Annotated in this window: 19 protein-coding genes and 1 pseudogene; 6 read left to right on the top strand and 14 right to left on the bottom strand. The window is 70.0% G+C overall.

Annotation, left to right across the window (positions count from 1 at the left end):
• Positions 1-139: 139 nt before the first annotated feature.
• Complete coding sequence (locus tag OG395_RS30730; RefSeq protein WP_327245826.1) at positions 140-1,624, top strand: peptidoglycan D,D-transpeptidase FtsI family protein; 1,485 nt, start codon at positions 140-142, stop codon at positions 1,622-1,624.
• A 168-nt stretch (positions 1,625-1,792) separates the two neighbouring features.
• Here OG395_RS30730 and OG395_RS30735 read toward each other — a convergent pair whose 3' ends face one another.
• The 4 genes from OG395_RS30735 to OG395_RS30750 form a co-directional block, all read right to left on the bottom strand.
• Positions 1,793-3,355, bottom strand: a complete 1,563-nt coding sequence (locus OG395_RS30735) for a phosphodiester glycosidase family protein (RefSeq protein ID WP_327245827.1) — start codon at positions 3,353-3,355, stop codon at positions 1,793-1,795.
• A 296-nt stretch (positions 3,356-3,651) separates the two neighbouring features.
• Positions 3,652-4,563, bottom strand: a complete 912-nt coding sequence (locus OG395_RS30740) for a helix-turn-helix domain-containing protein (protein ID WP_327245828.1) — start codon at positions 4,561-4,563, stop codon at positions 3,652-3,654.
• Between the two features lie 314 nt (positions 4,564-4,877).
• Complete coding sequence (locus OG395_RS30745; RefSeq protein WP_327245829.1) at positions 4,878-5,123, bottom strand: DUF397 domain-containing protein; 246 nt, start codon at positions 5,121-5,123, stop codon at positions 4,878-4,880.
• The gene (locus OG395_RS30750; RefSeq protein ID WP_327245830.1) at positions 5,120-5,986 is read right to left on the bottom strand and encodes a helix-turn-helix domain-containing protein; all 867 of its coding nucleotides are present in this window, start codon (positions 5,984-5,986) and stop codon (positions 5,120-5,122) included. Before OG395_RS30750 ends, OG395_RS30745 begins: the two co-directional genes overlap by 4 nt.
• Before the next feature lie 133 nt (positions 5,987-6,119).
• On the opposite strand from OG395_RS30750, the gene OG395_RS30755 reads away from it, so the two are divergent.
• Together OG395_RS30755 and OG395_RS30760 are read left to right on the top strand one after the other, a co-directional pair.
• Positions 6,120-6,542, top strand: coding sequence for an ATP-binding protein (locus OG395_RS30755; protein WP_327245831.1), 423 nt, complete (start codon positions 6,120-6,122; stop codon positions 6,540-6,542).
• A 104-nt stretch (positions 6,543-6,646) separates the two neighbouring features.
• The gene (locus tag OG395_RS30760) at positions 6,647-7,501 is read left to right on the top strand and encodes an NmrA family NAD(P)-binding protein (protein ID WP_327245832.1); all 855 of its coding nucleotides are present in this window, start codon (positions 6,647-6,649) and stop codon (positions 7,499-7,501) included.
• A gap of 6 nt (positions 7,502-7,507) precedes the next feature.
• On the opposite strand, the pseudogene OG395_RS30765 reads toward OG395_RS30760, so the two are convergent.
• The 9 genes and pseudogenes from OG395_RS30765 to OG395_RS30805 all read right to left on the bottom strand — a co-directional run.
• Positions 7,508-7,972 (bottom strand): annotated as a pseudogene (locus OG395_RS30765) (hypothetical protein); the annotation flags it as partial.
• Between the two features lie 43 nt (positions 7,973-8,015).
• Positions 8,016-8,411, bottom strand: a complete 396-nt coding sequence (locus OG395_RS30770; RefSeq protein WP_327245833.1) for a DUF6281 family protein — start codon at positions 8,409-8,411, stop codon at positions 8,016-8,018.
• A 142-nt stretch (positions 8,412-8,553) separates the two neighbouring features.
• Positions 8,554-9,828 (bottom strand): ISL3 family transposase, encoded by a 1,275-nt coding sequence (locus OG395_RS30775; RefSeq protein WP_327241761.1) that lies wholly within the window; start codon positions 9,826-9,828, stop codon positions 8,554-8,556.
• 137 nt (positions 9,829-9,965) lie between these two features.
• Positions 9,966-10,847 carry a phosphogluconate dehydrogenase C-terminal domain-containing protein gene (locus OG395_RS30780; RefSeq protein ID WP_327245834.1) on the bottom strand — a complete coding sequence of 294 codons (882 nt, stop codon included), beginning with the start codon at positions 10,845-10,847 and terminating at the stop codon, positions 9,966-9,968.
• Positions 10,847-11,644 carry a sugar phosphate isomerase/epimerase family protein gene (locus OG395_RS30785; protein ID WP_327245835.1) on the bottom strand — a complete coding sequence of 266 codons (798 nt, stop codon included), beginning with the start codon at positions 11,642-11,644 and terminating at the stop codon, positions 10,847-10,849. The genes OG395_RS30780 and OG395_RS30785 overlap by 1 nt, the downstream gene beginning before the upstream one ends.
• Complete coding sequence (locus OG395_RS30790; RefSeq protein ID WP_327245836.1) at positions 11,644-12,447, bottom strand: triose-phosphate isomerase family protein; 804 nt, start codon at positions 12,445-12,447, stop codon at positions 11,644-11,646. The genes OG395_RS30785 and OG395_RS30790 overlap by 1 nt, the downstream gene beginning before the upstream one ends.
• The gene (locus tag OG395_RS30795; protein ID WP_266984601.1) at positions 12,447-12,923 is read right to left on the bottom strand and encodes a ribose-5-phosphate isomerase; all 477 of its coding nucleotides are present in this window, start codon (positions 12,921-12,923) and stop codon (positions 12,447-12,449) included. The genes OG395_RS30790 and OG395_RS30795 overlap by 1 nt, the downstream gene beginning before the upstream one ends.
• Positions 12,923-14,659 (bottom strand): dihydroxyacetone kinase family protein, encoded by a 1,737-nt coding sequence (locus OG395_RS30800; protein ID WP_327245837.1) that lies wholly within the window; start codon positions 14,657-14,659, stop codon positions 12,923-12,925. Before OG395_RS30800 ends, OG395_RS30795 begins: the two co-directional genes overlap by 1 nt.
• On the bottom strand, positions 14,659-16,032 hold the full coding sequence (locus tag OG395_RS30805; protein WP_327245838.1) for an MFS transporter: 1,374 nt from the start codon (positions 16,030-16,032) through the stop codon (positions 14,659-14,661). Before OG395_RS30805 ends, OG395_RS30800 begins: the two co-directional genes overlap by 1 nt.
• A gap of 250 nt (positions 16,033-16,282) precedes the next feature.
• On the opposite strand from OG395_RS30805, the gene OG395_RS30810 reads away from it, so the two are divergent.
• From OG395_RS30810 to OG395_RS30820, 3 genes are all read left to right on the top strand, one after another.
• Positions 16,283-17,020 (top strand): FadR/GntR family transcriptional regulator, encoded by a 738-nt coding sequence (locus OG395_RS30810; RefSeq protein ID WP_327245839.1) that lies wholly within the window; start codon positions 16,283-16,285, stop codon positions 17,018-17,020.
• A 337-nt stretch (positions 17,021-17,357) separates the two neighbouring features.
• Positions 17,358-19,940: a bifunctional FO biosynthesis protein CofGH gene (locus OG395_RS30815; RefSeq protein ID WP_327245840.1), complete on the top strand. Its 2,583-nt coding sequence runs from the start codon at positions 17,358-17,360 to the stop codon at positions 19,938-19,940.
• 292 nt (positions 19,941-20,232) lie between these two features.
• On the top strand, positions 20,233-21,348 hold the full coding sequence (locus tag OG395_RS30820; protein WP_327245841.1) for an ADP-ribosylglycohydrolase family protein: 1,116 nt from the start codon (positions 20,233-20,235) through the stop codon (positions 21,346-21,348).
• 82 nt (positions 21,349-21,430) lie between these two features.
• Here OG395_RS30820 and OG395_RS30825 read toward each other — a convergent pair whose 3' ends face one another.
• Positions 21,431-23,002: a sodium:solute symporter family protein gene (locus tag OG395_RS30825; RefSeq protein WP_327245842.1), complete on the bottom strand. Its 1,572-nt coding sequence runs from the start codon at positions 23,000-23,002 to the stop codon at positions 21,431-21,433.
• Positions 23,003-23,335 lie beyond the last annotated feature (333 nt).

Below are 23,335 nucleotides of genomic sequence, written 5' to 3' on the forward strand. Positions count from 1 at the left end.
GGTGATCGGGAATGATCGATTACCCCGGCCGGGCGGGCCCGCGCCCCCTTCCGCGGGCCCGCCCCCGGTGCAACCGTTCGCCCGGCATGCGCATCTTCCCCTGTTGAAGATCGAACCGGTTCCGGGGAGCGGGGGAACGATGAACAGGCCGTTGCGGCACATGGCCATCTTCTGCGGGCTGCTGATGATGGCCCTGCTGCTGCGGGCGAACTGGCTCCAGTACTTCCAGCGTGAGGCGCTTTCCACCGACGAGCACAATCGCCGGGTGAAGATCGCCCAGTTCGCCACTCCGCGCGGCGACATCATCGTCCGCGGCAAGGCGATCACCGGCTCCAAGGCGGTCGACGGCACGGACTTCAGGTACCGGCGGACCTTCAAGCAGGGCGCGATGTACGCCCCCGTCACCGGCTACGCCTCCCAGGCGCAGGGCATGTCCCTCCTGGAGAAGACGTACGAGACCATCCTCAGCGGCCAGGACGACCGGTTCGCCTTCCGGCACGCCAAGGACATTCTCACCGGGGAGCAGCGACGCGGCGGCGATGTGATCACCACCATCGACCCCAAGGCGCAGGAGGCGGGCTACAAGGGACTGACCGACCTCGGCGCCCGGGGCGCGGTCGTCGCGCTCGATCCGCGCACGGGCAAGGTCCTGGCGCTTGTCTCCACGCCTTCGTACGACCCGTCCGTCTTCGCCGGGAACACGTTCAAGGAGAGCGGCCGGTTCCAGGCGCTCGTCAAGGACAAGAGCAAACCGCTGGCCAACCGTCCGCTGCGCGAGACCTTCCCGCCCGGCTCCACCTTCAAGATCCTCACAGCGGCCGCGGCCCTGGAGAACGGGGTGGTGACCGACGTCGACGCCGCGTCCGACGCGGTCTCCCCGTACCCCCTGCCGCTCTCCTCGAACAAGATCAGCAGTGAGGCGGGTGACGCCGTCTGCAACAAGGCGTCGATGAAGACCGCCATGCAGCACTCCTGCAACAACGTCTTCCTCGACGCGGCGTCCAAGGTCGGCGCGGACAAGATGCGCGCGACGGCGGAGAAGTTCGGCTTCAACTCAGATGTCTACTCGGAGGAGTTCGGCGACATGCTCGCCACCAAGAGCCTCTACCCGACCGGCCTGGACAAGCCCGGAACCGCTCTGACCGGCATGGGCCAGGGCAGCCTGACCAGCACACCGATGCAGATGGCCATGGTGACCGCCGCGCTCGCCAACGACGGCAAGCTGATGCAGCCGTACCTCGTCGAAGAGCTGCGCGGCCCCGACCTGTCGACCCTGGAGAAGCACGAGCCGAAGCTCAAGAGCCAGGCCGTGTCCGAGGGAACGGCGAAGAAGGTCCAGGAAATGATGGAGTTCACCGCCAAGGAAGGCAGCGCGCAGCGGGCCCTGATCGACGGGGTCACGGTCGGCGGCAAGACCGGCACGGCGCAGCGCGGCGTGAACGTCAAGGACGAGGTGCCGTACGGCTGGTTCGTCTCGTACGGCAAGAAGGCCGACGGGCAGTCGGTGGCGGTCGCGGTCTTCATCGACCCGACGGACATGGACATCTCCCGCTCGGACATCTCGGGCGGACGCCTCGGCGGGCCGATCGCGAAGAGCGTGATGCAGGCGGTGCTGGGGGACTAGGGTCTTTTTGTCTGGATCATGCAGGGCTCGACCGAAAGACAGGCCCTCAACGCTTCGGCGTGTGCGTACGCCGGATTGCCGTCGCTCCACTGGTCGACGGTCAGTTCGAGTTCCGTCGAGTCCACGCGGCTGCCGACCGCGAAGGACGACTCGATCAGGCAGCCGAACTCAAGGCAGCACCAGGATCGCGTCGCCGACCGGGCGCTCGCCCGCCGCGTCGGACGGGCGGTTGATCACCTTGCCGTCGACGACCATCGTGGTCGAGCCGCCGCCGTCCAGGTTGACGGCGCTCTCCATGCCGAGGGAGTCGGCCACCGCGGCGCTCTCCGCGATGGACAGACCGAGGCTGTCGACGGCGCGGCCGTCGACCGTGGCCAGCATGATCCGGCCATGCCCGTCCACACCGGCGATCGTGCGCGGATTCCGCTTGGCCGCCCAGCCGTAGTAGAAGCTCGGGTCGCCGGGCCGGACCATGCCGTCGGCCTGCGGTGTCACATGGGGACGGCCGTCGCGGACGAGCTCCGGGCCGCCGTTGACAGCCATCTGCGGGCTGTGGGCCGGTCGGCCCTGCTCGTCGGTCAGGTGGCCGCTGACGGCGAGGCGGGCGCCCGGCTTGGCGATCGCGCGCAGGGCGGCGGCCTCGGTGCCGGTGCCCTGAACCGAGCGGCCGCCCGCCGGGAGCGCGCCACCGCGGGTCTCCCGGACCTCGGTCACCCGGCCCTGCCGGTCCAGGACGGCTTCCACGCCGGGGCCGGCCGGGGTGGAGGCGCCGTAGTCCGCGGTGAAGGCGACGAGCTCGTCGGGGTCGGTGCAGGTCGTGTCGTGGAGCGGGTGGCTGGTGGGCAGGTCGTCGTGGGTTCCGCCGCAGTTGCGGATGAGGCCGGGGACGCGGTTGATGCCGTCGAGGGCCAGCGTGGTGTGCCCGCCCCTGACCTCGCCGGTCCAGCTGTACCGGTTGACGCCTGCGTGCCGCGCGTCGGCGGTGAACGTGAACACCGGCCGGCCGTTGGTGGCCTCGCTCCGCAGCTGTCCGTCGTAGACGCCGAGGCCGGCGGGGTCGCCGGGCGCACCGGCGGCGGGGTCGAGCACGAAGAACCCGGCGTTGACCCCCGCAGTCGCGTTCCGGGCCCGGGCGAGCGCGCTGGTGGTCTCGCGCCGCTCGATGTCCGGCCCGAAGTCGCCGGCGAGGTCACCGCGGAACTTCTCGGGGTCGATGGTGAGCACCTGAACACGCCACGGACCGCGGTCGGTCGAGGATCCGTCCCACCCGGTGAAGACGGCGGAGGCGGTGAAACCCGCGGCCCGCACCCGCGCGAGGAGGGTGTTGGCGGCTGCCTTGTCGGCATTGAGCCCGATCCGCACCCGGAAGCCGAGCGTGCCGCCGGCGAAGTCGGCCACGGCAGGGGTCGTGACCTCCTCGACGCGAGCGACGAATCCCTTGCCGGACAAGGCGTCGGCGAGAGCGTCGGCATGCGCCCGGTCGGCGACGGCGGTGGGCGGCGCGTCGGGGTCCGGGTTGTTGCCGCCACCGGGGACGGCCACCTCGACGGTCCAGCCGTCGGCAGGATCGGCCTCGCCGCGAACAATGGTGGTCAGGGTGACGCCGAGCTGGAGGGTCTCGACGGTACGGGTCTCGGGAAGGCCGCGCGGCCCGAGCGGCAGCCCGTGATCACGCTCGGCGGCCGCAGTCGGCCCGCCGACTGTGCCGGCCACGAGGGCTATTGCTGCCATCACGGCAAACTTCCTTGCTCCGAACCGCATATGACACCTCGTCCTGGTCCCGGTGATGGCGGCCATCACCTAAGCACGGGAGCACGACGGCGCGGAAGTCCTTTGCGTCAGCTGTGCTTCGAGCGCGTCCGGCAGGCGAATCGGGTCAGCAGCACCTCGACGACGCATCCACGCTGGGGGTAAGTCCAGGGCGTGGAGGGCTACGGGGCAGGTGCGGCAGGCACGGCGGGCGCTGGGACGGGAGTCGGCGCTGCGGGCCGGTTGGTTCCGGGTGCGGCGGCAATGGCTCCCCGAATTCATACGGTGAGCGGGTGGTGGTCGTCGGTTCGGCAGTCGCGGCAGTGGCCGGGGGAGGGTGAGCGGAAGGCGCGCTCACAGTCGTCGCAGGTCTGGAAGGGCGTCACCTCCCGGCGTACCGGAACGAGGGGGAGCGGCGGTGGAAGGAACACGGCGAGGCGGTGTCTGAGCAGATTCGCGGGGTACTTGAGGGGCACGGGGAGGTCGGCAGTCAGAGCACGCCTGATGGTCTCGGGGGTGGCTTCGCGTTCGAGCCAGGCGGCGACGGCCGGGCTGAGACGGTCGACGTCGCGCTCGGAGAGGACCAGCTGCGGGGTGTCCCGACGCAGGTCGGCGAGGAGATCGGCGGCGGTGCGGAGTAGCTCGGCGCTGGGGGCGTGAGGTTCCTGAAGCGGTGCGGTCGGGGGTGTGGGCAGCTGCGCCACGAGTGTGGGCGACGCGACCGGTTTGAGCGCCGAACACGTCTCGGGTGCGGGAACAGGGCGCCTGGGGCGCGGCCTCGGTCGGGGCTGCGGCTTGGGTGCCGGGGGTGCGTGCGGAGTGGCGCCCGGCTGGTTGTACGAGCAGGTGCGGGTGACGACGCGGCCGTCGGGGAGGCGTTCCCGAGTGCGCCGGAGGTAGCCGTGGGCTTCCAGCTCGCGCAGGGCGGCGGCGATGCGGGCCTCGCTGTCCGGGAAGCGTTCGGCGAGGACCTTGATGCCGACCTTCGCTCCGGCGGGCAGCGACTGGATGTGCAGGCCGAGCCCGATCGCGAGGAGCGAGAGCTCCCGGTGCTGGGCGAGATGGTTGCCGACGACCGTGAAGCGGCTGGTGTGCCGGGAGTTGATGTGCACGACACCGGACGACGGCGCGGCGCTCCCGGGTACGCGGGACGGGGCGTGCGAGGGCACGCTAATCTGCTGGGCATCCATCGGGAAGGGTTCGCTTCCTCGGTGGTCAGGCCCTCGATCGGGATTGCCGTCCCGGCCGGGGGCCGACGCATGTCTGTGGTTGTCGCGGCGAGCATATGCCAGCCAACCGGTGCGAACTCCAGCTCAGTTGGCGAACCTCACCCGTGCGAGTGACGGGCCTCGGGTTGAGGCGGGGGGACGGGTTTGGTTGGGAAGTTCCTTCTTCCCAATGCCTTTAAAGCCTTTACGTCAGGAGCCGCCGCGTCGCGGTCGACCGGGTCGCGGCTGTCGCGATCCGGTGCGGGACCCGGTGTGCCAGGCGGATCGGGCCGCGCTCAGCCCTGGCGCGCGTACGCGACGAAGGCGGACCAGGTGGCGGGGGCGACGTCGAGGTGGGGGCCCTGGATGTTCTTCGAGTCGCGGATGTGGATGGTGGTGGGGCAGGTCGCGACCTCGATGCACTCGCCGCCGCCGCCACTGCTGTGGCTGGACTTGTGCCAGTCGTAGGCGACCTCGATGCAGGCGCCGCCTTCGCCGTCGCTGTAGCTGCTCTTGAACCAGTGCAGTTGCTCGGTGCTCATTGCTCTCCCAGCATCTTCTCGATCACGGCCAACGACTCCTGTGGCGTGAGCGCCGCCGACTGGATGATTCCATAGCGGACGGCCAGCACCCGGACCTCCTCCAGATCGGTGATCAGCCGTGGATACGTGTGGATCTCCAGGTAGGCCACTTGCTGCTTGCCCTTGGGCGTGACCAGCGTGAACGGGCCATCCAGGCTCGGCTGTTCGGTGCGATCAAGCGGCATCAGCTGAATTTGCACCGTCCGGAGACGGCCAATGTGCAGGAGTTTCCACAACTGTTCCTGATGGACGCCCCGGCCACCGATGGGACGCATCAGTACGCTCTCGTCCAGGATGAAGTGAAACGTCGGCGAGGGCCATGGGGAGAAGATCTGCTGGCGATCCAGTCGGTCGGCCACCCTCTTGTCGATGGTCTCCTCGCTGAGCAGTGGTTGCCACTGAGTGAAGAGGGCGCGTGCGTAGGACTCGGTCTGAAGCAGGCCGGGCACGGACTGGTTGTTGTAGACGTAAAGCTGTACTGCGTCCGCCTCTAACCTTGCGTAATCGCGGTACCACTCCGGATGCCGGGTGCGCGCCTTCTTCCGGGCTTCCAGGACGTCGGGGACCGCCGCTCTGAGCACGCCCTTTGCCTCAAGAAGCTCATCGACCCGCTCAAGGAAATCAGCTTGCGGCGTCCGTACGCCCCGTTCCATCGCGGAGATGAGGTCCTCGCCGCAGTGCGCTGCCGTGCCCAGTTCCTTCTGACTCAGGCCGGCGCGCTCCCGCAGCACCTTGAGCTGTCTGCCCAGCGCCCTGAACAGGTGCGCCGTCCCATCCGACTCGGCCGGGCGCTCCGGTCGTTCTTCGCGTTCCGCGTTCGCCATCTACCCCGTACCGCCTCTGTCCGTCCGGTCACGGCCGACGCCCCGTACAGCCGACCGGGCGTGCCCGTACAGCTACTCGGTGTCGTGGTGTCACTCCTGGTCAGCGTACGAGGGACCGGACACGCTGAGTCACATGAACGTCGAAATCACCCTTGCGGGCGCCGAGTTCGTCCAGCGGTTCAGCGCCACCCGCCGCGGCGCACGGCTCGCCCGCCGGCTCGCTGTCCATCAACTCGACGAGTGGGGTGTGCCGTACGGGAGCGAGTTCTCCGACAATGCCGCCCTGGTCGTGGCCGAACTGGCGGCGAACGCGGTGCTGCACGGGCACGTGAAGGGGCGGGACTTCGAGCTGAGGCTTCTCGACCTGGCGGACATGCTCCGTATCGAGGTGTCGGACGCACTGGGTGAGCAGGGGCCGCAGCGGTGTGCGCCGACGAGTGGCGCGGAGTCGGGGTACGGCCTGCATCTGGTCGAGGCGCTGGCCACGTCCTGGGGAGCCACCGACCGGGTCGTGGGCAAGACGGTTTGGGCCGAGTTATGTGCCGGTCGTCATTGAGCAGGCCACGAGGCAGGGCCGACGCCCACCGCTCGGGGTCCTCCCGGTGGCAGGCCACTGCTGGTAAGCATGGAGGCATGTCCGTCGACGATCAGGGAGAAGCCATGTCCATCGCGGTACTCGGAGCGACCGGCGGCCAGGGCGGTGCGGTGGCCGCCGCACTGCTGGAGGCGGGGCGCGCCGTGCGCGCCGTGGTGCGTGATCCCCGCAGCGGGCGGGCCAGGGCGCTGGCCGTGGCCGGAGCGGAGGTCGTCCCCGGGGATCTGTTCGACGCGGACTCGCTCGCCGAGGCGTTCAGGGGCACGACGGCCGCGTTCGCCGTGACCACGCCGTTCCAGGACGGTCTGGACGCGGAGGTGGCCCAGGGCGCGGCGATCGTACGGGCCGCCGAGGCCGCCGCACTGCCGCATCTGGTGCTGGCCTCCGTCGCCAGTGCGGACCGCGGCACCGGCGTACCGCACTTCGAGACCAAGGCCAGGACCGAGGAGTTGCTGGCCGGCTCAGGACTTCCGGCGACGGTGGTGGCACCGACCTACTTCTACGACAACGCGCTGGGCGCGCTGGACGAGGTCGCCGCCGGCCTCCTCACCATGCCGCTCTCCGGCGACACCCCTCTCCAGCAGGTGGCGCGACAGGATCTGGGCCGGGTCGTGGCCGCGGTCGTGGCCGATCCGGACCGCTGGATCGGGCAGCGGATCGAAGTGGCGGGCGACGACCCCACGCCGGTCCGGATGGCCGAGGAGATCGGACGGGCCGCGGGCGGCATGGTCGCGTTCCGGCAGACGCCACTGGAGGATCTCCGTACCGTCAACCCCGACATGTTCGCCATGTACAGCTTCCTGGAGACCACCGGTTACCAGGTGGACCTGGAGGCGCTGCGCGCGCAGTTCCCCACTGTCCCCTGGACCTCGTACGCCGCATGGGCGGACACCCAGGACTGGCCGAAGCCCCGCGGGTGAGCCCCGCTACCGCGGTCGCATCAGCTCCAGGTCCTCGCCCCATGCGTCCAGCACCGCGCCGTGGCCGGCGTGCCGGGCCGTTGCCTCGATCCGGGCGAAGAGGCTCCGTTGAAGGGACACGCCGCCCGTTGCCGAGATGCGGTCCAAGGCCTCCAGCAGCGGGTCGGTGTCCCAGCCGGGCAGCGGGTACCGGCTGAGTTCCCACTCCAGGTATTTGTTGTAGGGGCGGGGACGGCGGTCCAGGGCGAAGAGCAGTTCCAGCAGGAATCCGATGCTGTCGGCGGCGTCGAGGCGGGCGGCGAGCGCATGTCCGTCACGGTTGTTCTTGACGGAGCGGTAGAGGGAGTTGGCGTAGGCGTCGAGCCACTGAGCGGCGTCCCGGAACGCCTCAGCGGAGTCGAGCCGTGCCTTGGCGGCCAGGATCTCGGCGATGCCCCCGTCGAGCCTGTCGAGCACGACCCGGGCCCGCGACCCTGTCGCGGTCTGACGGGCCGTGCTCGTGTCACGCTCCGCATCACGAGCCGTCCATCAGTTTCTGTACCTCGGGCGGGAGGTCTGCGCCGGAGTAGGCGGCGAAGAACGAGGCCTCCGCGGGTGTGTCCCCGACTGCGATGGCCACCTCGGGCGAGATGCCTTGCACCTCGTAAGCAGTCTGTGCAGTCCCCGCCTCATCGGTCTTTTTCTGGCCGCCGGTGTCGTTGCAGGGAGGTTGGGTGGCGACGCCGAGCTTCGCCGCGACGGTGAAGTCGACGTTCGCCACGTCTCGGTACGTTCGTTCCTGGTAGGTGAACCGGTTGACGCAGGAACCCGATGCCGCCCCGCCGCTGCTGCTGTCAGCCGTGCACGCGGCTGTTGAGATCACCATGCTCGCCGCCAGCAGCACGCCCGCGGATCGTCCGGTCCAGTTCATGTGCGTCCCCCGGTTCGAGTGATGGGTATCTGCCGAGGCAAGTCGGCAGCCCTGGTGCTTAGTTGCCGTGGGTAACCCGGTTCGGGTTCCCCTGCCGCACCACGGCCCCTTTCGGGCTCTCCTGTCGCTTCCGTGGGTAGGTTCATGCAGCTTGACGCCCTGGTAGGTGGGGTCGGTGGCCGCCGAGGCTGAGCATGGCCAGTGCGATGAGCGCTGCGGGGTCCTTGAAGCCGAAGGCCATGCGGGTGATCAGGCGGATCTTGGTGTTGATGCTCTCCACGATCCCGTTGCTCATGGAGTGCTCGGCTGCCGCCGTGATGGCGTCCCAGTGCTTGACGATGGCCCGTTGCAGCTTGACGAAGGGCTCCAGTCGGGAGCGGCGGGCCCAAGACACCCAGTCGAGGAGGGCCTCGGGGGTGTCGGGGCCGGACTTCAACGCCAGGCGAAGGGCCTCCTTGAGCAGGTATGCGCGGTGCAGGACGGGGTGGGCTTTCGCGATGAACTCCAGTTGCGCGCGCTGGTGTTCAGTGAGGTCCTCAGGGCGTTTCCACAGGGCCCAGCGGGCCTTCTTCAGTGACTTCGAGCCCGGGGTGGCGCGGCCCTTGCCGCCGCGCTCGGCGTTCCAGACCTCGCGGCGCACGGTGTCCAGGGCGTCGGTGGCCCACTGCACGACGTGGAACGGGTCCATCACCCGCACCGCCTGCGGGCAGCGCTCGGCGACTACCTTCGCTATCCAGTCGGCGGCATCCGCGGACACGTGGGTGATCTTCGCGGAGCGTTCAGGTCCGAGCAGGTCGAAGAAGGACCGCAGTGTCTCCTTGTCCCGGCCGGCCGCCGCCCACACGAGCCGGCCGCTGTCGTGGTCGACCACCACGGTCAGGTACTTGTGGTGCCGCTTGTAGGAGATCTCGTCGATGCCGACCCGGGTAAGGCCCGCGAGCAGGTCCACGCGCTGTTCGACGTCCGACCACACGCGGGCGCAGATGCCGCCGACCGTGCGCCAGCCGATCCTCAGCAGTTGGACCACCGTGGTCTTCGAGCAGTGCGTGGCCAGCCAGGCCACCGTGTCGTCGAAGGCCAGGGTGTGCCCGGCACCGTGGCGGGCCCAGGGCACGTGGGCGACGACCACACCGTGCTGGGGACAGGATACCCGCGGCGCGTCGGCCTCGATGAACGCCCGGACCACCCCCAGGTCCAGGGCACGCCAGCGCCGGCGGCCCTCGCCGTTGTCGAACCGGGCGCACCGGCGACCGCAGACCCCGCACCGCTGCCGCCGCCTCTTCGCCGGGCGGGCATGGGCCACGATCACCACATCCCAGGGGCCCGCCTCCGCGCCGTTGCCCTCCTCGGCCTCGACCGACGCGACCACCGTGTGTTCGACTCCGAGCAGCCGAGTCCATATGCTTGCAGATCGCACGCCGTATCCAGGTTCTTCCGTTTCGTACTGTCGCAAGTCGAAACGTAGCCGGGCTACGGCGTGTTCTGCGTATCAGCCCTGGTCAGCGACCCACGGAAGCGACAGGAGAGCCCCATTTCGGACCGGGGGAGTGCGGGTCAGCGCTTGATCTCCTTGATCTTGAGCATCCGCGTGATGACCTTGTCGAGCTCGTCGTCGTTGAAGACGTTCTTCCAGTCGTCGCGGACGATCGACTCACGGCCGTAGTCCATCGCGATCAGGCATGCGTCGGAGAACGGGTTGGAGCCCTTGAGGGTGTTGGCCAGTGCCACCTGGGTGTGGCCGAGCAGCATCGCGCGGGCCGCCTTCTCCGGGACACCCACCGTGTGGACGGTCTCGTGCAGCGCCTCGGTCAGGAGCGCGCCGACCATGCAGGCGATCGTCTCGACGAGGGTCGGCTCCAGGACCGCGAGCTGCTTGACCGTCACCCAGTGGACCTCGACGACCGGGGCGTACATCGTGGAGATGACTGCCTCGGCCAGCTCCTGGGCCTTCGGGTCGGCGACCTCGGCGGCGGGCTCGAAGGAGGCGACGACCTCCTGCGGGGCGGCGATGCCGCCGAACGTGTCGGCCCACTCCTCCTTCGTCGTGCGCTCCAGGAACACCGACGGGTGACAGGGGTGTGCCACCGCGTTGTGGACGTCCGCGCGGCGGGTCAGCAGACCCGCGTACGCGGCGGCCGGGTCCAGCGTCAGCAGGATCGCGCCAGGCTTCATGACCGGGACGAGCTGCTCGGAGACCTTGCCGAGCACGACGTCCGGAACGGCGAGGATGACGACATCGGCCCGGGCGGCCGCCTCGGCACCGTCGGTCAGTTCGCGGCCGAGCTCGCGGATCAGCTCCTGGCCCTTCGGCGAGTTCTCGGCGAAGAGGGTGGTGAAGTCGCTCTTGACCAGGTTGTTGGAGACGCGCTGGCCCATCTTGCCGGCGGCCCCGATGACGGCAACGGTGGTGGATGCGGTCGTGGTTTCGGTGGCCATTACTTGCTCCTCATAAGGGTGTTGATGCTGTGCCGGGTCCACTGGTCCTCCAGGCGGGCGGTCTCGGTGAAGTCGCCCTGCCAGGGGAGCCAGTGCTCCACGATCTGGTTGATGCCCTTCTCGGCCGGCCGGACCTTGTCGATCATGTGGTCGTAGTCGAGGAGGCCCTCGCCGAGGAGGCAGCCGGCGAACGTGAAGCCGACCCAGCCGTCGCGGCGGGAGAACGAGAAGTCCTTGACGTGGATGTTCACCACGTGGGGGGCGGTGGCGTCGACGACGTCCACCGGGCGTTCGAGCCGGGCGACGCTGTTGCCCGGGTCGAGGACGACGCCGAGGTACGGGCTGTCGACGCCGCGCACGACGGACAGCAGGTCGTCGGTGGAGACCTGTTCGTACGTCTCCAGGCCGAGCGTCACGCCCGCCGCCGCGTAGCCGGGGACGGCCTTGCGGAGCAGGGCCGTCGCCTCCGGCACGGTCGGCCGGTGGTCGGCCGTGTTCATCATCGAGCGGACCAGGGTGACGCCCAGACGCTGCGCGATACGGAGATACGTGGCGAGGTGCGCGGGGCTCACCCCCCGGGTACCGAGCTCCAGCGTGATGCCGTACTCCGCCGCCGTGGCGCGTACCGCGTCCAGCTGCGTGTCGTCGAACGTCTCGATCAGCGGGTAGTCGCAGATCTGGAAGACCTCGCCGCCCAGGTCACGGGTCTGCGCGAGCATGTCGTGCACGGTGAGCGGCTGCGGGGCGCGCTCGGAGATCCGCCAGAAGAAGGCGTAGGTGCTCAGTCCGTAGGCCATCAGACCGCTCCTGCCGTCGAGTGCAGGGCCAGGACCTCGTCGAGGATGCGTTCCACCGCCGCCGGGTCGTGGGCGAACCGGCCGAGGAAGAGACCGCCGACCCCGGTGCCGAGTTCGGTGAGCAGTCCCGGGCCCGCGCTGCCGCCGTAGATGACCCTGCTGCCGGCGAGGGCGGGCTGCGTGGACAGCCATTCGTCCAGGGCCGCGCAGACGGTACGGATGTGCTCGGACGACGCCGGTTCGGGGGCGCCGATCGCCCACTGCGGTTCGTACGCGAGGACGACCGGGGCCGGGGCGCCGTCATGGGCTGCCGTGGCCAGGACGCGCTCTGCCTCGGCGACCGTGCGGGCGGCCGCCCCGGAGGGGGAGACCCGGTCGAGTTCACCGACGCACAGGACCGGTGTGAGGCCGTTGCGCAGGGCGGCGGCCGTCTTGGCCGCGACCACCGTGTCGCCCTCGCCGAAGAGCCGGCGGCGTTCGGCGTGGCCGACCTCGGCGTAGCTCACGCCGATCTCCTTGAGATGGGCGCCGCTGACCTCGCCGGTGTAGGGGCCGGTGTCCTCGGTCGCCAGGTCCTGCGCCCCGGTCCGCACCCCCGTGCCGGCGAGGATGCCGGTGACGGGGACGAGCGCGGGGAACGCGGGCAGCACGAACAGTTCGGCGGCACCGGTCGTCACGGCCGGGTGCCGGGCGGCGGTGTCGGCGATCCGGCGTGCCCAGTTCAGGGTCTGGTGGTGGCCGAAGTACATCTTCAGGCTCACCCCGATCGTGATCGGCGCCGGAGCGGTGGAAGCGGCGGGCATCAGGCTGCTGCTTCCTGCTGGTTCTCGTAGTCCCGCATGAGGGCGACCTTGGCGGCGGACGCGGACGTCTCGTCGAAGCGGTACGTCAGCCACTCGGCGGCCAGCCGACGGGCCAGTTCCAGACCGACGACGCGCTGTCCGAACGTGAGGACCTGGGCGTTGTTGGAGAGGACCGCGCGCTCGACGGAGAACGAGTCGTGGGCGGTCACCGCGCGGATGCCCTTGACCTTGTTGGCGGCGATGGCGACACCGAGACCGGTGCCGCAGACCAGCAGGGCGCGGTCCGCCTCGCCGCGGGCGACCATCTCGGCGGCGGCGATGGCCACCTTCGGGTACGCGGTGTGTCCGTCGGCGTCGACACCCACATCGGTGACGGTGACGACGAGGTCGCTGGCCTCCAGGTCCTTCTTGAGGGCTTCCTTGTACGTGTGACCGGCATCGTCGGAACCGACGACGATACGGAGCTTGTCGGACATCAGTGGATCTCCAGGGTGGGTGCGAGAACGGGGTGGACGGCGCGGACGATCAGGGCGAGGGAGTGCGCCCCGGCGTCCGGGGTGCCGAGGCTCTTCTCGGCGTGCGGACGGGCCCGGCCCATGCGGGGCAGCAGGTCGGCGGTGGCGGCCGCGGTGGCGGCCGCGGTGCTCGCCGCCGTGTCCCAGGCGGTGGACAGCGGCTGCCCGTCGGCGGTGGCGGTGGTCAGCGCCTCGGCGAACGGGACGAGGACGTCGACCATCGTCTTGTCGCCGACCTCCGCCCTGCCCAGGCGCATCACGCCCGCCGCCGCCTCCGCGACTCCGGCGGCGACCACGGGGGCGGTGGGCCGGTCGGTGTCGCCGAGGGCGGTGCCGATGGCGCGGAGGATGACGCCCCACAGGGCGCCCGAGGTGCCGCCCGCCTTGTCGGCCCAGGCGTCGGCGGCCCGGTGCAGGAGCGTTTCGGCACCGGCGCCGAGCTGTTCGGCGCGGACGGCTGCCTCGTACGCGCCCGTGGATCCGCGCTGCATGCCGATGCCGTGATCGCCGTCACCGGCGACCGCGTCGATCCGGCCGAGTTCGTCGGCGTGCGTGTCGACGGTGGACTTCAGGGTGCGCAGGGCGGCGAGGACGGTACGGGCGGTGGCGCGGGACTCCTCGGTGGCGGCCCGGACCGGCTCCTCGACGGCCTGCTGGGCGGGGGTCCCGGCGATGAGGTCGGCCGCCTCGACCGTGCCCTTGCGGTACGCGGGGGCATCCGCCGGAGCCGTCCACAGCGGTTCCAGTTCGTCCGTCAGCCAGCACAGGGTGAGCGAGACGCCCGCCATGTCGAAGCTGGTCACCAACTCCCCGACCTCGGGGTCGACGGCCTCCACACCGGCTTCATGAAGCAGCTGGGCGACCCGGCGGTAGACGACGAACAGCTCCTCGTACTTCACCGAGCCGAGGCCGTTGAGAATGATGGCGGCCCGCTGCCCGCGCGGGGATTCGACACCCTCGGGCAGCTCGCCCAGCACCGTGCTCACCAGCAGCTCGGCGGCCTCGTCCGCGCTCGGGACCGGCTGCTCTCCCATGCCCGGCTCGCCGTGGATGCCGAGCCCGACTGCCATCCGGTCCTCGGGGACGGTGAACAGCGGGTGGTCCGCGCCCGGCAGCGTGCAGCCGGAGAATGCGACACCGAAGGAACGCGTGCGGGCATTGGCCAGCTCGGCGATCCGGGTCACCTCGGCGAGATCATGTCCCGCCTCGGCGGCGGCCGCGGCCGCCTTGAAGACCACCAGGTCGCCCGCGACCCCGCGGCGCTTGTGCGCCTCGGCCACGGAGGCGCTCGATATGTCGTCGGTGACGCCGAGCGTCCGGGCGGGTATGCCCTCGGCGGTCAGCTGCTCGGCCGCCTGCCCGAAGTGCAGGACGTCGCCCGCGTAGTTCCCGTACGCGAGAAGGACACCACCGCCGGTCTGCGCGGCCTTCGCGACCTGCCGCACCTGGTGGGCGGAGGGCGAGGCGAAGACATTGCCGACCGCGGCGCCGTGCGCGAGGCCCTGGCCGACCAGGCCGGAGAAGGCCGGGTAGTGGCCGGATCCGCCGCCGACGACGACCGCGACCTGGCCGGGGGCGGTGCGAGTGGCCCGGACCACCCCGCCGGGGACCTGACGGACCCGGTGGGGGTGGGCGGCGACGAACCCTTCGAGTGCCTCGTCGGCGAAGGCGGCGGGGTCGTTGAACAGGCGGGTCATCAGTGGGCCTCCACGAGGGACCGGCCCTGGCCCGCGTCGCGGTCCTTGGACCGGCCGGCGAGCCACAGCATCAGTGCGGCGGACATGAGCATGAAGGCGCCGACCAGGAACATCGGCAGGTAGTAGTCGCCGCTGAAGTCCTTCAGCCAGCCGGTGACGTAGCCGGCGGCGAAACCGGCCACATTGCCCGCGGTGTTGATCAGGGCGATACCGGCCGCGGCGGCGGCGCCGGTCAGGAACTGGGACGGCACGGACCAGAAGACCGGCAGCGCGGCGAAGATCGCACACGCGGTGACGGTGATGACGGCGACCGTCGCGGCGGGCGAGCCCATGTAGAGGGCGATCGGGATGGAGATGCCGCCCACGACGGCCGGGCCGGCGATGTGCCACGTGCCGACGCCGTGCCTGGTGGCGTGACGCGACCAGAAGAAGAGGACTATCGCGGCCGGGAGATACGGGATCGCCGTGATCAGGGCCTTGTCCATGACGCTGAACGAGGTGTCGAACTGGTCCTGGAAGCCGTTGATGATCGTCGGCAGGAAGAAGGCGAGGGCGTACAGGCCGTAGATGAAACCGAAGTAGATGAGCGCGAGGGTCCAGACACGGCTGTTGGTGAACGCGGCCTTCAGCGCCTCGCGCCCGTGCCCGGACTTCTCGTCGGCGCCGGTCTTCGTGGCGTTCTCGGCGGCCAGCTCGGCGGTCAGCCACTCCTTCTCCGGGGTGGTCAGCCACTTCGCGTCGGCCGGCTTGTCGATCAGGTAGAACCAGGCGATGACGCCCAGCAGGATCGCGGGGATGGACACGCCGAGGAACATCACGCGCCAGCCCTCGAGGCCGAACAGCCCGTGCTGATTGATGAACCAGCCGGCCAGTGGGGCGCCGATCACGGTGGTCAGCGGCTGGGCCAGGTAGAAGAGGCCGAGCACCTTCGTCCGGTGCCGGGACGGCACCCACTGGCTCAGGAAGAGGATCGCGCCGGGGAAGAATCCGGCCTCGGCGACACCGAGCAGGAAGCGGAGCGTGTACAGCTGCTCGCTGTTCTGCACCCAGGTGAAGAGCAGGGCGACGACGCCCCAGGAGACCATGATCCTGGCGAGCCAGCGGCGGGCGCCGAACTTGTGCAGAGCCATGTTGCTCGGCACTTCGAGAATGATGTAGCCGATGAAGAAGACGCCCGAGGCGAAGCCGAACTGCGCCGCCGTGAGCGCGAGGTCCTGGCCCATGCCGTTCGGCTCGGCGAAGGACACGGCCGTCCGGTCCAGATAGTTCACGAAGAACATCAGGGCCACGAAGGGGACGAGCCGGATCGAGACCTTCTTGATCGTCGACCGCTCGACGGCAGATCTCTCGACTGAATGCGCAGTGGCGCCCATGGAGACTCCTCGCTTCCCGGACAGCTTTGTCCGGCTCTGGTCACTGTCGGCAGCGGGCGGGGCCGGCAGTAGCCGCGGCGGTCCGACCGGCGAACAGCTCACACGCTAGCCCCGAATCCAAAATTGGTCACCAATTAACCAAAGTGACGTACGTCGCTCCGACGAGCACCCCAACAGGACCGATGAGCGCGATATGGTCCGCCCGACCCGTGCACATCGGGCGACGTCTGATGTACTGGACGACGTGTCCATGCAGCCCGAAGCGCCAGATTTCACCTCGCTCCTGCGCCCCGTCGTACGCGAGTCCTCGGTCAGCGAGGTGGCCAAGCGGCTCCTCGACCACCTCTCCGAGGGCAACCTGAAGCCAGGCACCCGACTGCCCGCCGAACGGCAGCTCGCCGAGGCGCTCGGCGTCGCCCGGTCCAGCGTCCGGGGCGCACTCTCCGCGCTGGACGTGCTCGGCATCATCGAGATCCGGCCGGGCTCGGGCTCGTACGTGCGCGACGGCACGTCGGAGTTCCTGCCACGGGCGATCAACTGGGGCCTGATGCTCGGTCAGCGCCGTACGCAGGACCTCGTGGAGGTCCGTACGTTCATGGAGGGCATGTCCGCACGCCTCGCCGCGGAACGGGCGGAGCCGGCGGACGTCGAACGACTCGAAGGCCATCTGGCGCGGATGCGGGAGGCGGGCACGGACGTCAAGGCGTTCATCGACGCCGACATCGCGTTCCACCTGGAGACCGCGAACATCGCCCGCAACACGGTGCTGAGCGACATCCTGCACTCCATCCGGGCGCTGCTCCAGGTCTGGATGGAGCGGGCAGGCGACATCGAGGGCACGGTGAGCGGGACGCTTCATGAGCACGGGGCGGTGCTCGACGCGATCCGGGCGGGTGATCCCGAGGCGGCGGATGCGGCGATGGCGGAACACATGCGGTTGGCGAGCGACCGACTGAACCTGTCGCTCCGCGCGGACCAAGAGGGCTGACAACCGGTCCTCGCCTCCGGGCGCGCGCCCGAAGGCCCTTTTCGGCCCGTCCGGCGTTCGAGGACGGAACCCTGGATCCGGTGAGCCGGAATCGACGGTCGCCTCGCGCCGGGCGAACCCCCACAGGCCCAGGTGCTCACCGGCCCCGACAGGGCGCCCCGGGACCGGGCCCCGGTCCGTCCTCAAGCGCCGGACGGGCTGGGGGGCGTCCAGGTACCGGAGGGGGCGCCCCGGGGACCGGGGTGTCGCCGGACGGGCCACGGCAGCGGCGTCCGTTTCGCCCCCGAACCCCGGACGGGCTTCATCGGCCCGCCCACCTCGCTCGTATGCTCGGTTCATGACCGATCCTCAGCGCGCACGCCCGACCACCAACTCCATGCGGCGCGCGCTCAAACGGGCCCGTGACGGTGTCGCCCTCGATGTGACCGAGGCCGCCGTCCTGCTCCAGGCACGCGGCGACGATCTGACGGACCTTGCCGCGTCCGCCGCCCGGGTGAGGGACGCGGGCCTCGAAGCCGCGGGCCGGCCGGGCGTCATCACGTACTCGCGCAAGGTCTTCATCCCGCTGACCCGGCTCTGTCGCGACAAGTGCCACTACTGCACCTTTGTCACTGTCCCCGGCAAGCTCCGCAAGGCCGGGCACGGGATGTTCCTGTCGCCCGACGAGGTTCTCGACATCGCCCGCAAGGGCGCGGCCATGGGCTGCAAGGAAGCACTGTTCACGCTCGGCGACCGCCCCGAGGACCGCTGGCTCGAGGCGCGGGAGTGGCTGGAGGCCGAGGGATACGACGACACCCTCGCGTACGTACGCGCCATGGCGATCCGGGTACTCGAAGAGACCGGACTCCTTCCGCACCTCAACCCCGGCGTGCTGACCTGGACCGACCTCCAGCGCCTCAAGCCCGTCGCCCCGTCCATGGGCATGATGCTGGAGACGACGGCGACCCGCCTGTGGTCCGAGCCGGGCGGCCCGCACCACGGCTCCCCGGACAAGGAGCCGGCGGTACGGCTGCGGGTGCTGGAGGACGCGGGCCGGTCCAACGTCCCGTTCACGACCGGCATCCTGATCGGGATCGGCGAGTCGTACGAGGAGCGCGCCGAATCCCTCTTCGAGCTGCGCAAGACCGCCCGCGCCTACCACGGCATCCAGGAGGTCATCGTCCAGAACTTCCGCGCCAAGCCGGACACGGCGATGCGCGGGATGCCGGACGCCGAACTGGAGGAACTGGCCGCCGCCATTGCCGTGGCCCGGCACATTCTCGGCCCGTCCGCCCGCATCCAGGCCCCGCCGAACCTCGTCGACGCGGAGTACGCACTGCTCATCGGCGCCGGGATCGACGACTGGGGCGGCGTCTCACCGCTCACCCCGGACCATGTGAACCCCGAGCGTCCATGGCCGCACATCGACGAACTCGCCGCGAAGACAGCCGAGTCGGGCTTCGAACTCCGTGAACGGCTCACCATCTACCCGGAGTTCATCCAGCGCGGCGAGCCCTGGCTCGACCCCCGCCTCCTCCCGCACGTCCGGGCGCTCGCCGACCCGGAGACCGGGCTGGCGAAGGAAGAGGCGATCCCCGTCGGTCTGCCGTGGCAGGAGCCCGACGAGGGCTTCAACGCCTCCGGCCGCACCGATCTGCACCGCACCATCGACACCGAGGGCCGAACCGGCGACCGCCGCGACGACTTCGACGACGTCTACGGGGACTGGGAGGCACTCCGCGAGGCCGCCGCCCCCGGAATGGTCCCGTCCAGGATCGACACCGACGTGAAGGTCGCGCTCGGCCAGGCCGCCGACGACCCGACGAAGCTCACCGACGACCAGGCCCTCGCCCTGCTCCACGCGGACGGCCCGGCGCTCGACGAATTGTGCCGGATCGCGGACACGCTGCGCCGTGACGTGGTCGGCGACGACGTCACGTACATCGTCACCAGGAACATCAACTTCACCAACGTCTGCTACACCGGCTGCCGGTTCTGCGCCTTCGCCCAGCGGCGCACCGACGCCGACGCGTACACGCTCTCCCTGGACCAGGTCGCCGACCGGGCCGCACAGGCGTGGGACGTCGGTGCCGTCGAGGTCTGCATGCAGGGCGGCATCCACCCGGACCTGCCCGGCACGGCGTACTTCGACATCGCGCGGGCGGTGAAGGCGCGCGTCCCCGGCATGCATGTGCACGCCTTCTCCCCGATGGAGGTCGTCAACGGCGCGACCCGCACCGGCATGTCCATCCGCGACTGGCTGACCGCCGCGAAGGAGGCCGGACTCGACTCGATCCCGGGCACGGCGGCGGAGATCCTGGACGACGAGGTCCGCTGGGTCCTCACCAAGGGGAAACTGCCGACGGCGACCTGGCTGGAAGTCATCAGGACGGCCCACGAGGTGGGGCTGCGCTCCTCATCGACCATGATGTACGGGCATGTCGACCAGCCCCGCCACTGGCTCGGCCATCTGCGGACCCTGGCCCGCCTCCAGCAGGAGACCGGTGGCTTCACGGAGTTCGTGACGCTCCCGTTCATCCACACCAATGCACCGGTCTACCTCGCGGGCATCGCCCGCCCGGGCCCGACCGACCGTGACAACCGGGCCGTCACCGCCATGGCCCGGCTCCTGCTGCACCCGCACATCACCAACATCCAGACCAGCTGGGTCAAGCTCGGCACGGAGGGCGCGGCCGAAATGCTCCGCTCCGGTGCGAACGACCTGGGCGGCACGCTGATGGAGGAGACCATCTCCCGCATGGCGGGGTCGAGTTACGGCTCCTACCGCTCGATCCAGGACCTGGTCGCCATCGCCGAACTGGCGGGCCGGCCGGCGAAGCCGCGCAACACGCTGTACGGGGAAGTCCCCGAGGAACGAAAGCGGGCGGCAGCCACGTCCGACGGACACCTCCCCGAGCTGCTGCCGGTGCTGCCGGACTGATCCGTTCGCCGGCTGCCCGGCCGCGTTCGCCGGCCGGGCGGCCGGAGACGCCCCGGCCGTCCGGGGACGTCTGCGGGTGGTCGTCGGCCCGCCGGGCAGGTCCCGCATCAGGTCGGGGATGTCCCGCGTCCGCGGACGTGGCCCGGACCCCGGAGATCCCCGGAGGTCCCCGCAGATAGCTGTTCAAAAGTGACCGCCGGAGCCACTCCGTACATACCGTTCCGCCCCTGAACCAGCCGTTCCCGTTCGATTACAGTGCTGCGCAGTCGTACGCGGACGGGGAAGGGGCGCGGTGAGCACAGGAGCCACAGCCATCTGGGGCCGCGCCGAACAGCAGGACTTCCGCAGCCGGGTGCGCGGCTGCCTGCTGGGCGGTGCCATCGGCGACGCGCTCGGCGCGGCCGTGAGCGGACTCTCGCTCGAAGAGATCCGCGCGGCCCATGGCGTCGAGGCCGTCACCGACTTCGTGCCCGTCCACGGCAGACGAGGTGCGGTCACCGCCGTCACCCAGCTCACCCTGTTCACCGTCGACGGACTGATCCGCGCCCAGGTCCGCCGCGACACCGGCGCCTGGCACCCGCCCACCGATGTGTACCGTGCCCACCTGCGCTGGGCCGCCACCCAGAGCGACTGGGGTCCGGACGAGCGGCGCACGGAGAACGGCTGGCTCGCCCAGGAGGAGTGGCTCTACGCCCGCCGTGCCCCCACCCGCGAATGCCTCAACGGCTTGGGCGACACCACCATGGGCACCCTCGACCAGCCCAAGAACCCCGCCGCGCGCGACTCGGCCGCACTCACCCGCTCCGCCCCCTTCGGACTGCTGGTGGGCTGGGAACCGCAGCTCGTCCTGCAACTGGCCGTCGAATGCGCCGCCCAGACCCACGGCCACCCCACCGCCCTGCTCTCCGCGGGCGCCCTCGCCGTCGTGGTGCACGGGCTGGCCCGCGGCCAGACGCTGGACGGCTCCGTCCAGCAGGCCCTGGCGCTGCTCGCCGAGCGCCCCGGCCACGAACAGGTCACCGACGCCCTGCAGCAGGCCCTCGGCTCCGTGCGCCAGGGCATCCCGGGCCCGGCCCTCATCGAGGCGCTGGGCGACACGGACTCCGCCGAGGAGGTCCTCGCCGTCGCCGTGTACTGCGCACTGGTCGGCGAGGACGTCCGGCAAGGGCTGCGGCTCGCGGTGAACCACAGCGGCCCGTCCGCGGCCACCGGGGCCCTCTGCGGGGTACTGCTCGGTGTGCTGCACGGCGAGACCGCACTGCCGCCCGCCTGGCTCGCCGAACTGGAGGGCCGGGCCACGCTCCTGGAACTCGCCGACGACTTCGCCATGGAGATGACCCAGGGACCGACGCTCCACAGCCCGTCGGCTGCCGCCCAGGGCTGGCTGACCCGCTACCCGCGCGGCTGACCGGCGTACGGGACGCACGGGAAAGGGGCGGGGCGCGGACGCCGCCGCGTCCGCACCCCGCCCCTTGCACTGGCTGAAGGGATCAGTCCTTCACACCCTCCGCGACCGCGGCGTCGCCGGAACCGGCCTGCGCCGGAACCTTCGCGCCCCCGGCGTCCCCGTCACCGTCCGTGTTGATCTTCTCGATCAGCGCGTCGCGCTCCGGGGTGTCCTCGGGCTTGATGAAGCCGATCAGGATGTAGAGCACCAGCGAGATCGCCAGCGGCAGTGCCACCTGGTACTGGAGCGCGACATCCGTCTTCACCGAACCGTCGAAGTTGTAGTTGGTGAAGTAGAACGCCAGCAGACCCGCCGCCCAGCTGACGAGCGCGGCCGTCGGGCCCGACTTACGGAACCTGCGCAGAAGGCCCAGCATGAACGGGATCGCGATCGGACCCATCAGACCGGCCACCCACTTGATGACGACGGAGATGATGTCCTTGAACGTCGGCGAGTTGATCTGGGTGGCCAGCGCCATCGACAGACCGAGGAAGCCGAGCGTGGACACTCGGGCCGCCAGCAGACCCGTGCGGCTGCTCCAGCTGCGGGCCGCCTTCGAGAGGACCGGGGCGATGTCCCGGGTGAAGACCGCCGAGATGGCGTTGGCGTCCGAGGAGCACATGGCCATCGTGTGCGAGAAGAAGCCGACGACGACCAGACCCAGCAGACCGTGCGGCAGCAGCTGCTCCGTCATCAGGGCGTAGCTGTCGGAGGCGTCCGGCTTCTGCGCGTGGACCAGCAGGGGGGCGCACCACATCGGGAAGAACAGGACCGTCGGCCAGACCAGCCACAGCACGGCGGAGAGCCGGGCCGAGCGGGTCGCGGAGGCGGCGGAGTCCGTGGCCATGTAGCGCTGGGCCTGGTTCCACATGCCGCCGTTGTACTCGAAGGTCTTGATGAAGAGGTACGCCAGCAGGAAGGTCACCGTGTACGGGCCGGCCGTCGGGTTCGTGTGGCCCTCGGGCAGCTTGTCCCAGACCGTCCAGAGGGTGCTGACACCGTCGAGCTTGGCCATGGCGGTGACGAGCATCGCGACGCCGGCGAAGAGCTGGATGACGAACTGCCCCAGTTCTGTGAGCGCGTCCGCCCACAGGCCGCCGACCGTGCAGTAGACGGCAGTGATGGCGCCCGTGATGAAGATGCCCTGAGTGATGGAGATGCCCGTGAAGACGGAGAGCAGGGTGGCGATGGCCGCCCACTTGGCGCCGACGTCCACGATCTTCAGCAGCAGGCCGGACCAGGCGAGCGCCTGCTGCGTCTGGATGTTGTAGCGGTTCTTCAGGTATTCGAGCGGCGACGCGACATGCAGCCGCGAGCGCAGTCGGTTGAGCCGGGGCGCGAAGAGCTTGGCGCCGATGCCGATGCCGATGGCGATCGGCAGCGACCAGGTCACGAACGACGTGACGCCGTACTGGTAGGCGATACCGGCGTACCCGGTGAACATCACGGCGCTGTAGCCGGACATGTGGTGCGAGATGCCGGACAGCCACCACGGCATCTTGCCGCCGGCCGTGAAGAAGTCGCTGACGTTGTCCACACGCTTGTGGGACCAGAGTCCGATCGCGATCATCACGCCGAAGTAGCCGATGAGCACGACCCAGTCGAGACTGTTCATGTGCCCCCTCCTGGGGTCCGCCTTATGAACGGGGTGCGCACTTCGTCAGTACGGCCGCTCAGCGGGGCCCCGTGCGGGAGCGGGGACATCGGGGATTGAACCGCCTGTTCGGTCCCTCGGTCAAGGTTTTTGGCGATCAGAGATGTGAACGCGAATCAGCAAGTCGAACGATTTTACTTGCTCTTGACCTACGGAGGCGTTGTCGTGAACGTGACGACGGCCACACGATGAGCGGGCACTTCGTCAGGCTGTGCAGAACGATCAGAAGCACCGTAGAGCGCAGAAAGACCGCACGGGATGCGGGTCCCGTGCGGCCGAGAAGGAGGAGAACAG

The sequence above is a fragment of the Streptomyces sp. NBC_01320 genome, assembly GCF_035974375.1.
Lineage (GTDB): Bacteria > Actinomycetota > Actinomycetes > Streptomycetales > Streptomycetaceae > Streptomyces > Streptomyces yanii.

Excerpts from the sequence above, each read along its gene's own strand:
- OG395_RS30730 (WP_327245826.1), top strand. The coding sequence starts at position 140 with ATGAACAGGCCGTTGCGGCACATGGCCATCTTCTGCGGGCTGCTGATG.
- OG395_RS30735 (WP_327245827.1), bottom strand. The coding sequence starts at position 3,355 with ATGGCAGCAATAGCCCTCGTGGCCGGCACAGTCGGCGGGCCGACTGCG.
- OG395_RS30740 (WP_327245828.1), bottom strand. The coding sequence starts at position 4,563 with ATGGATGCCCAGCAGATTAGCGTGCCCTCGCACGCCCCGTCCCGCGTA.
- OG395_RS30745 (WP_327245829.1), bottom strand. The coding sequence starts at position 5,123 with ATGAGCACCGAGCAACTGCACTGGTTCAAGAGCAGCTACAGCGACGGC.
- OG395_RS30750 (WP_327245830.1), bottom strand. The coding sequence starts at position 5,986 with ATGGCGAACGCGGAACGCGAAGAACGACCGGAGCGCCCGGCCGAGTCG.
- OG395_RS30755 (WP_327245831.1), top strand. The coding sequence starts at position 6,120 with ATGAACGTCGAAATCACCCTTGCGGGCGCCGAGTTCGTCCAGCGGTTC.
- OG395_RS30760 (WP_327245832.1), top strand. The coding sequence starts at position 6,647 with ATGTCCATCGCGGTACTCGGAGCGACCGGCGGCCAGGGCGGTGCGGTG.
- OG395_RS30770 (WP_327245833.1), bottom strand. The coding sequence starts at position 8,411 with ATGAACTGGACCGGACGATCCGCGGGCGTGCTGCTGGCGGCGAGCATG.
- OG395_RS30780 (WP_327245834.1), bottom strand. The coding sequence starts at position 10,847 with ATGGCCACCGAAACCACGACCGCATCCACCACCGTTGCCGTCATCGGG.
- OG395_RS30785 (WP_327245835.1), bottom strand. The coding sequence starts at position 11,644 with ATGGCCTACGGACTGAGCACCTACGCCTTCTTCTGGCGGATCTCCGAG.
- OG395_RS30790 (WP_327245836.1), bottom strand. The coding sequence starts at position 12,447 with ATGCCCGCCGCTTCCACCGCTCCGGCGCCGATCACGATCGGGGTGAGC.
- OG395_RS30795 (WP_266984601.1), bottom strand. The coding sequence starts at position 12,923 with ATGTCCGACAAGCTCCGTATCGTCGTCGGTTCCGACGATGCCGGTCAC.
- OG395_RS30800 (WP_327245837.1), bottom strand. The coding sequence starts at position 14,659 with ATGACCCGCCTGTTCAACGACCCCGCCGCCTTCGCCGACGAGGCACTC.
- OG395_RS30805 (WP_327245838.1), bottom strand. The coding sequence starts at position 16,032 with ATGGGCGCCACTGCGCATTCAGTCGAGAGATCTGCCGTCGAGCGGTCG.
- OG395_RS30810 (WP_327245839.1), top strand. The coding sequence starts at position 16,283 with ATGCAGCCCGAAGCGCCAGATTTCACCTCGCTCCTGCGCCCCGTCGTA.
- OG395_RS30815 (WP_327245840.1), top strand. The coding sequence starts at position 17,358 with ATGACCGATCCTCAGCGCGCACGCCCGACCACCAACTCCATGCGGCGC.
- OG395_RS30825 (WP_327245842.1), bottom strand. The coding sequence starts at position 23,002 with ATGAACAGTCTCGACTGGGTCGTGCTCATCGGCTACTTCGGCGTGATG.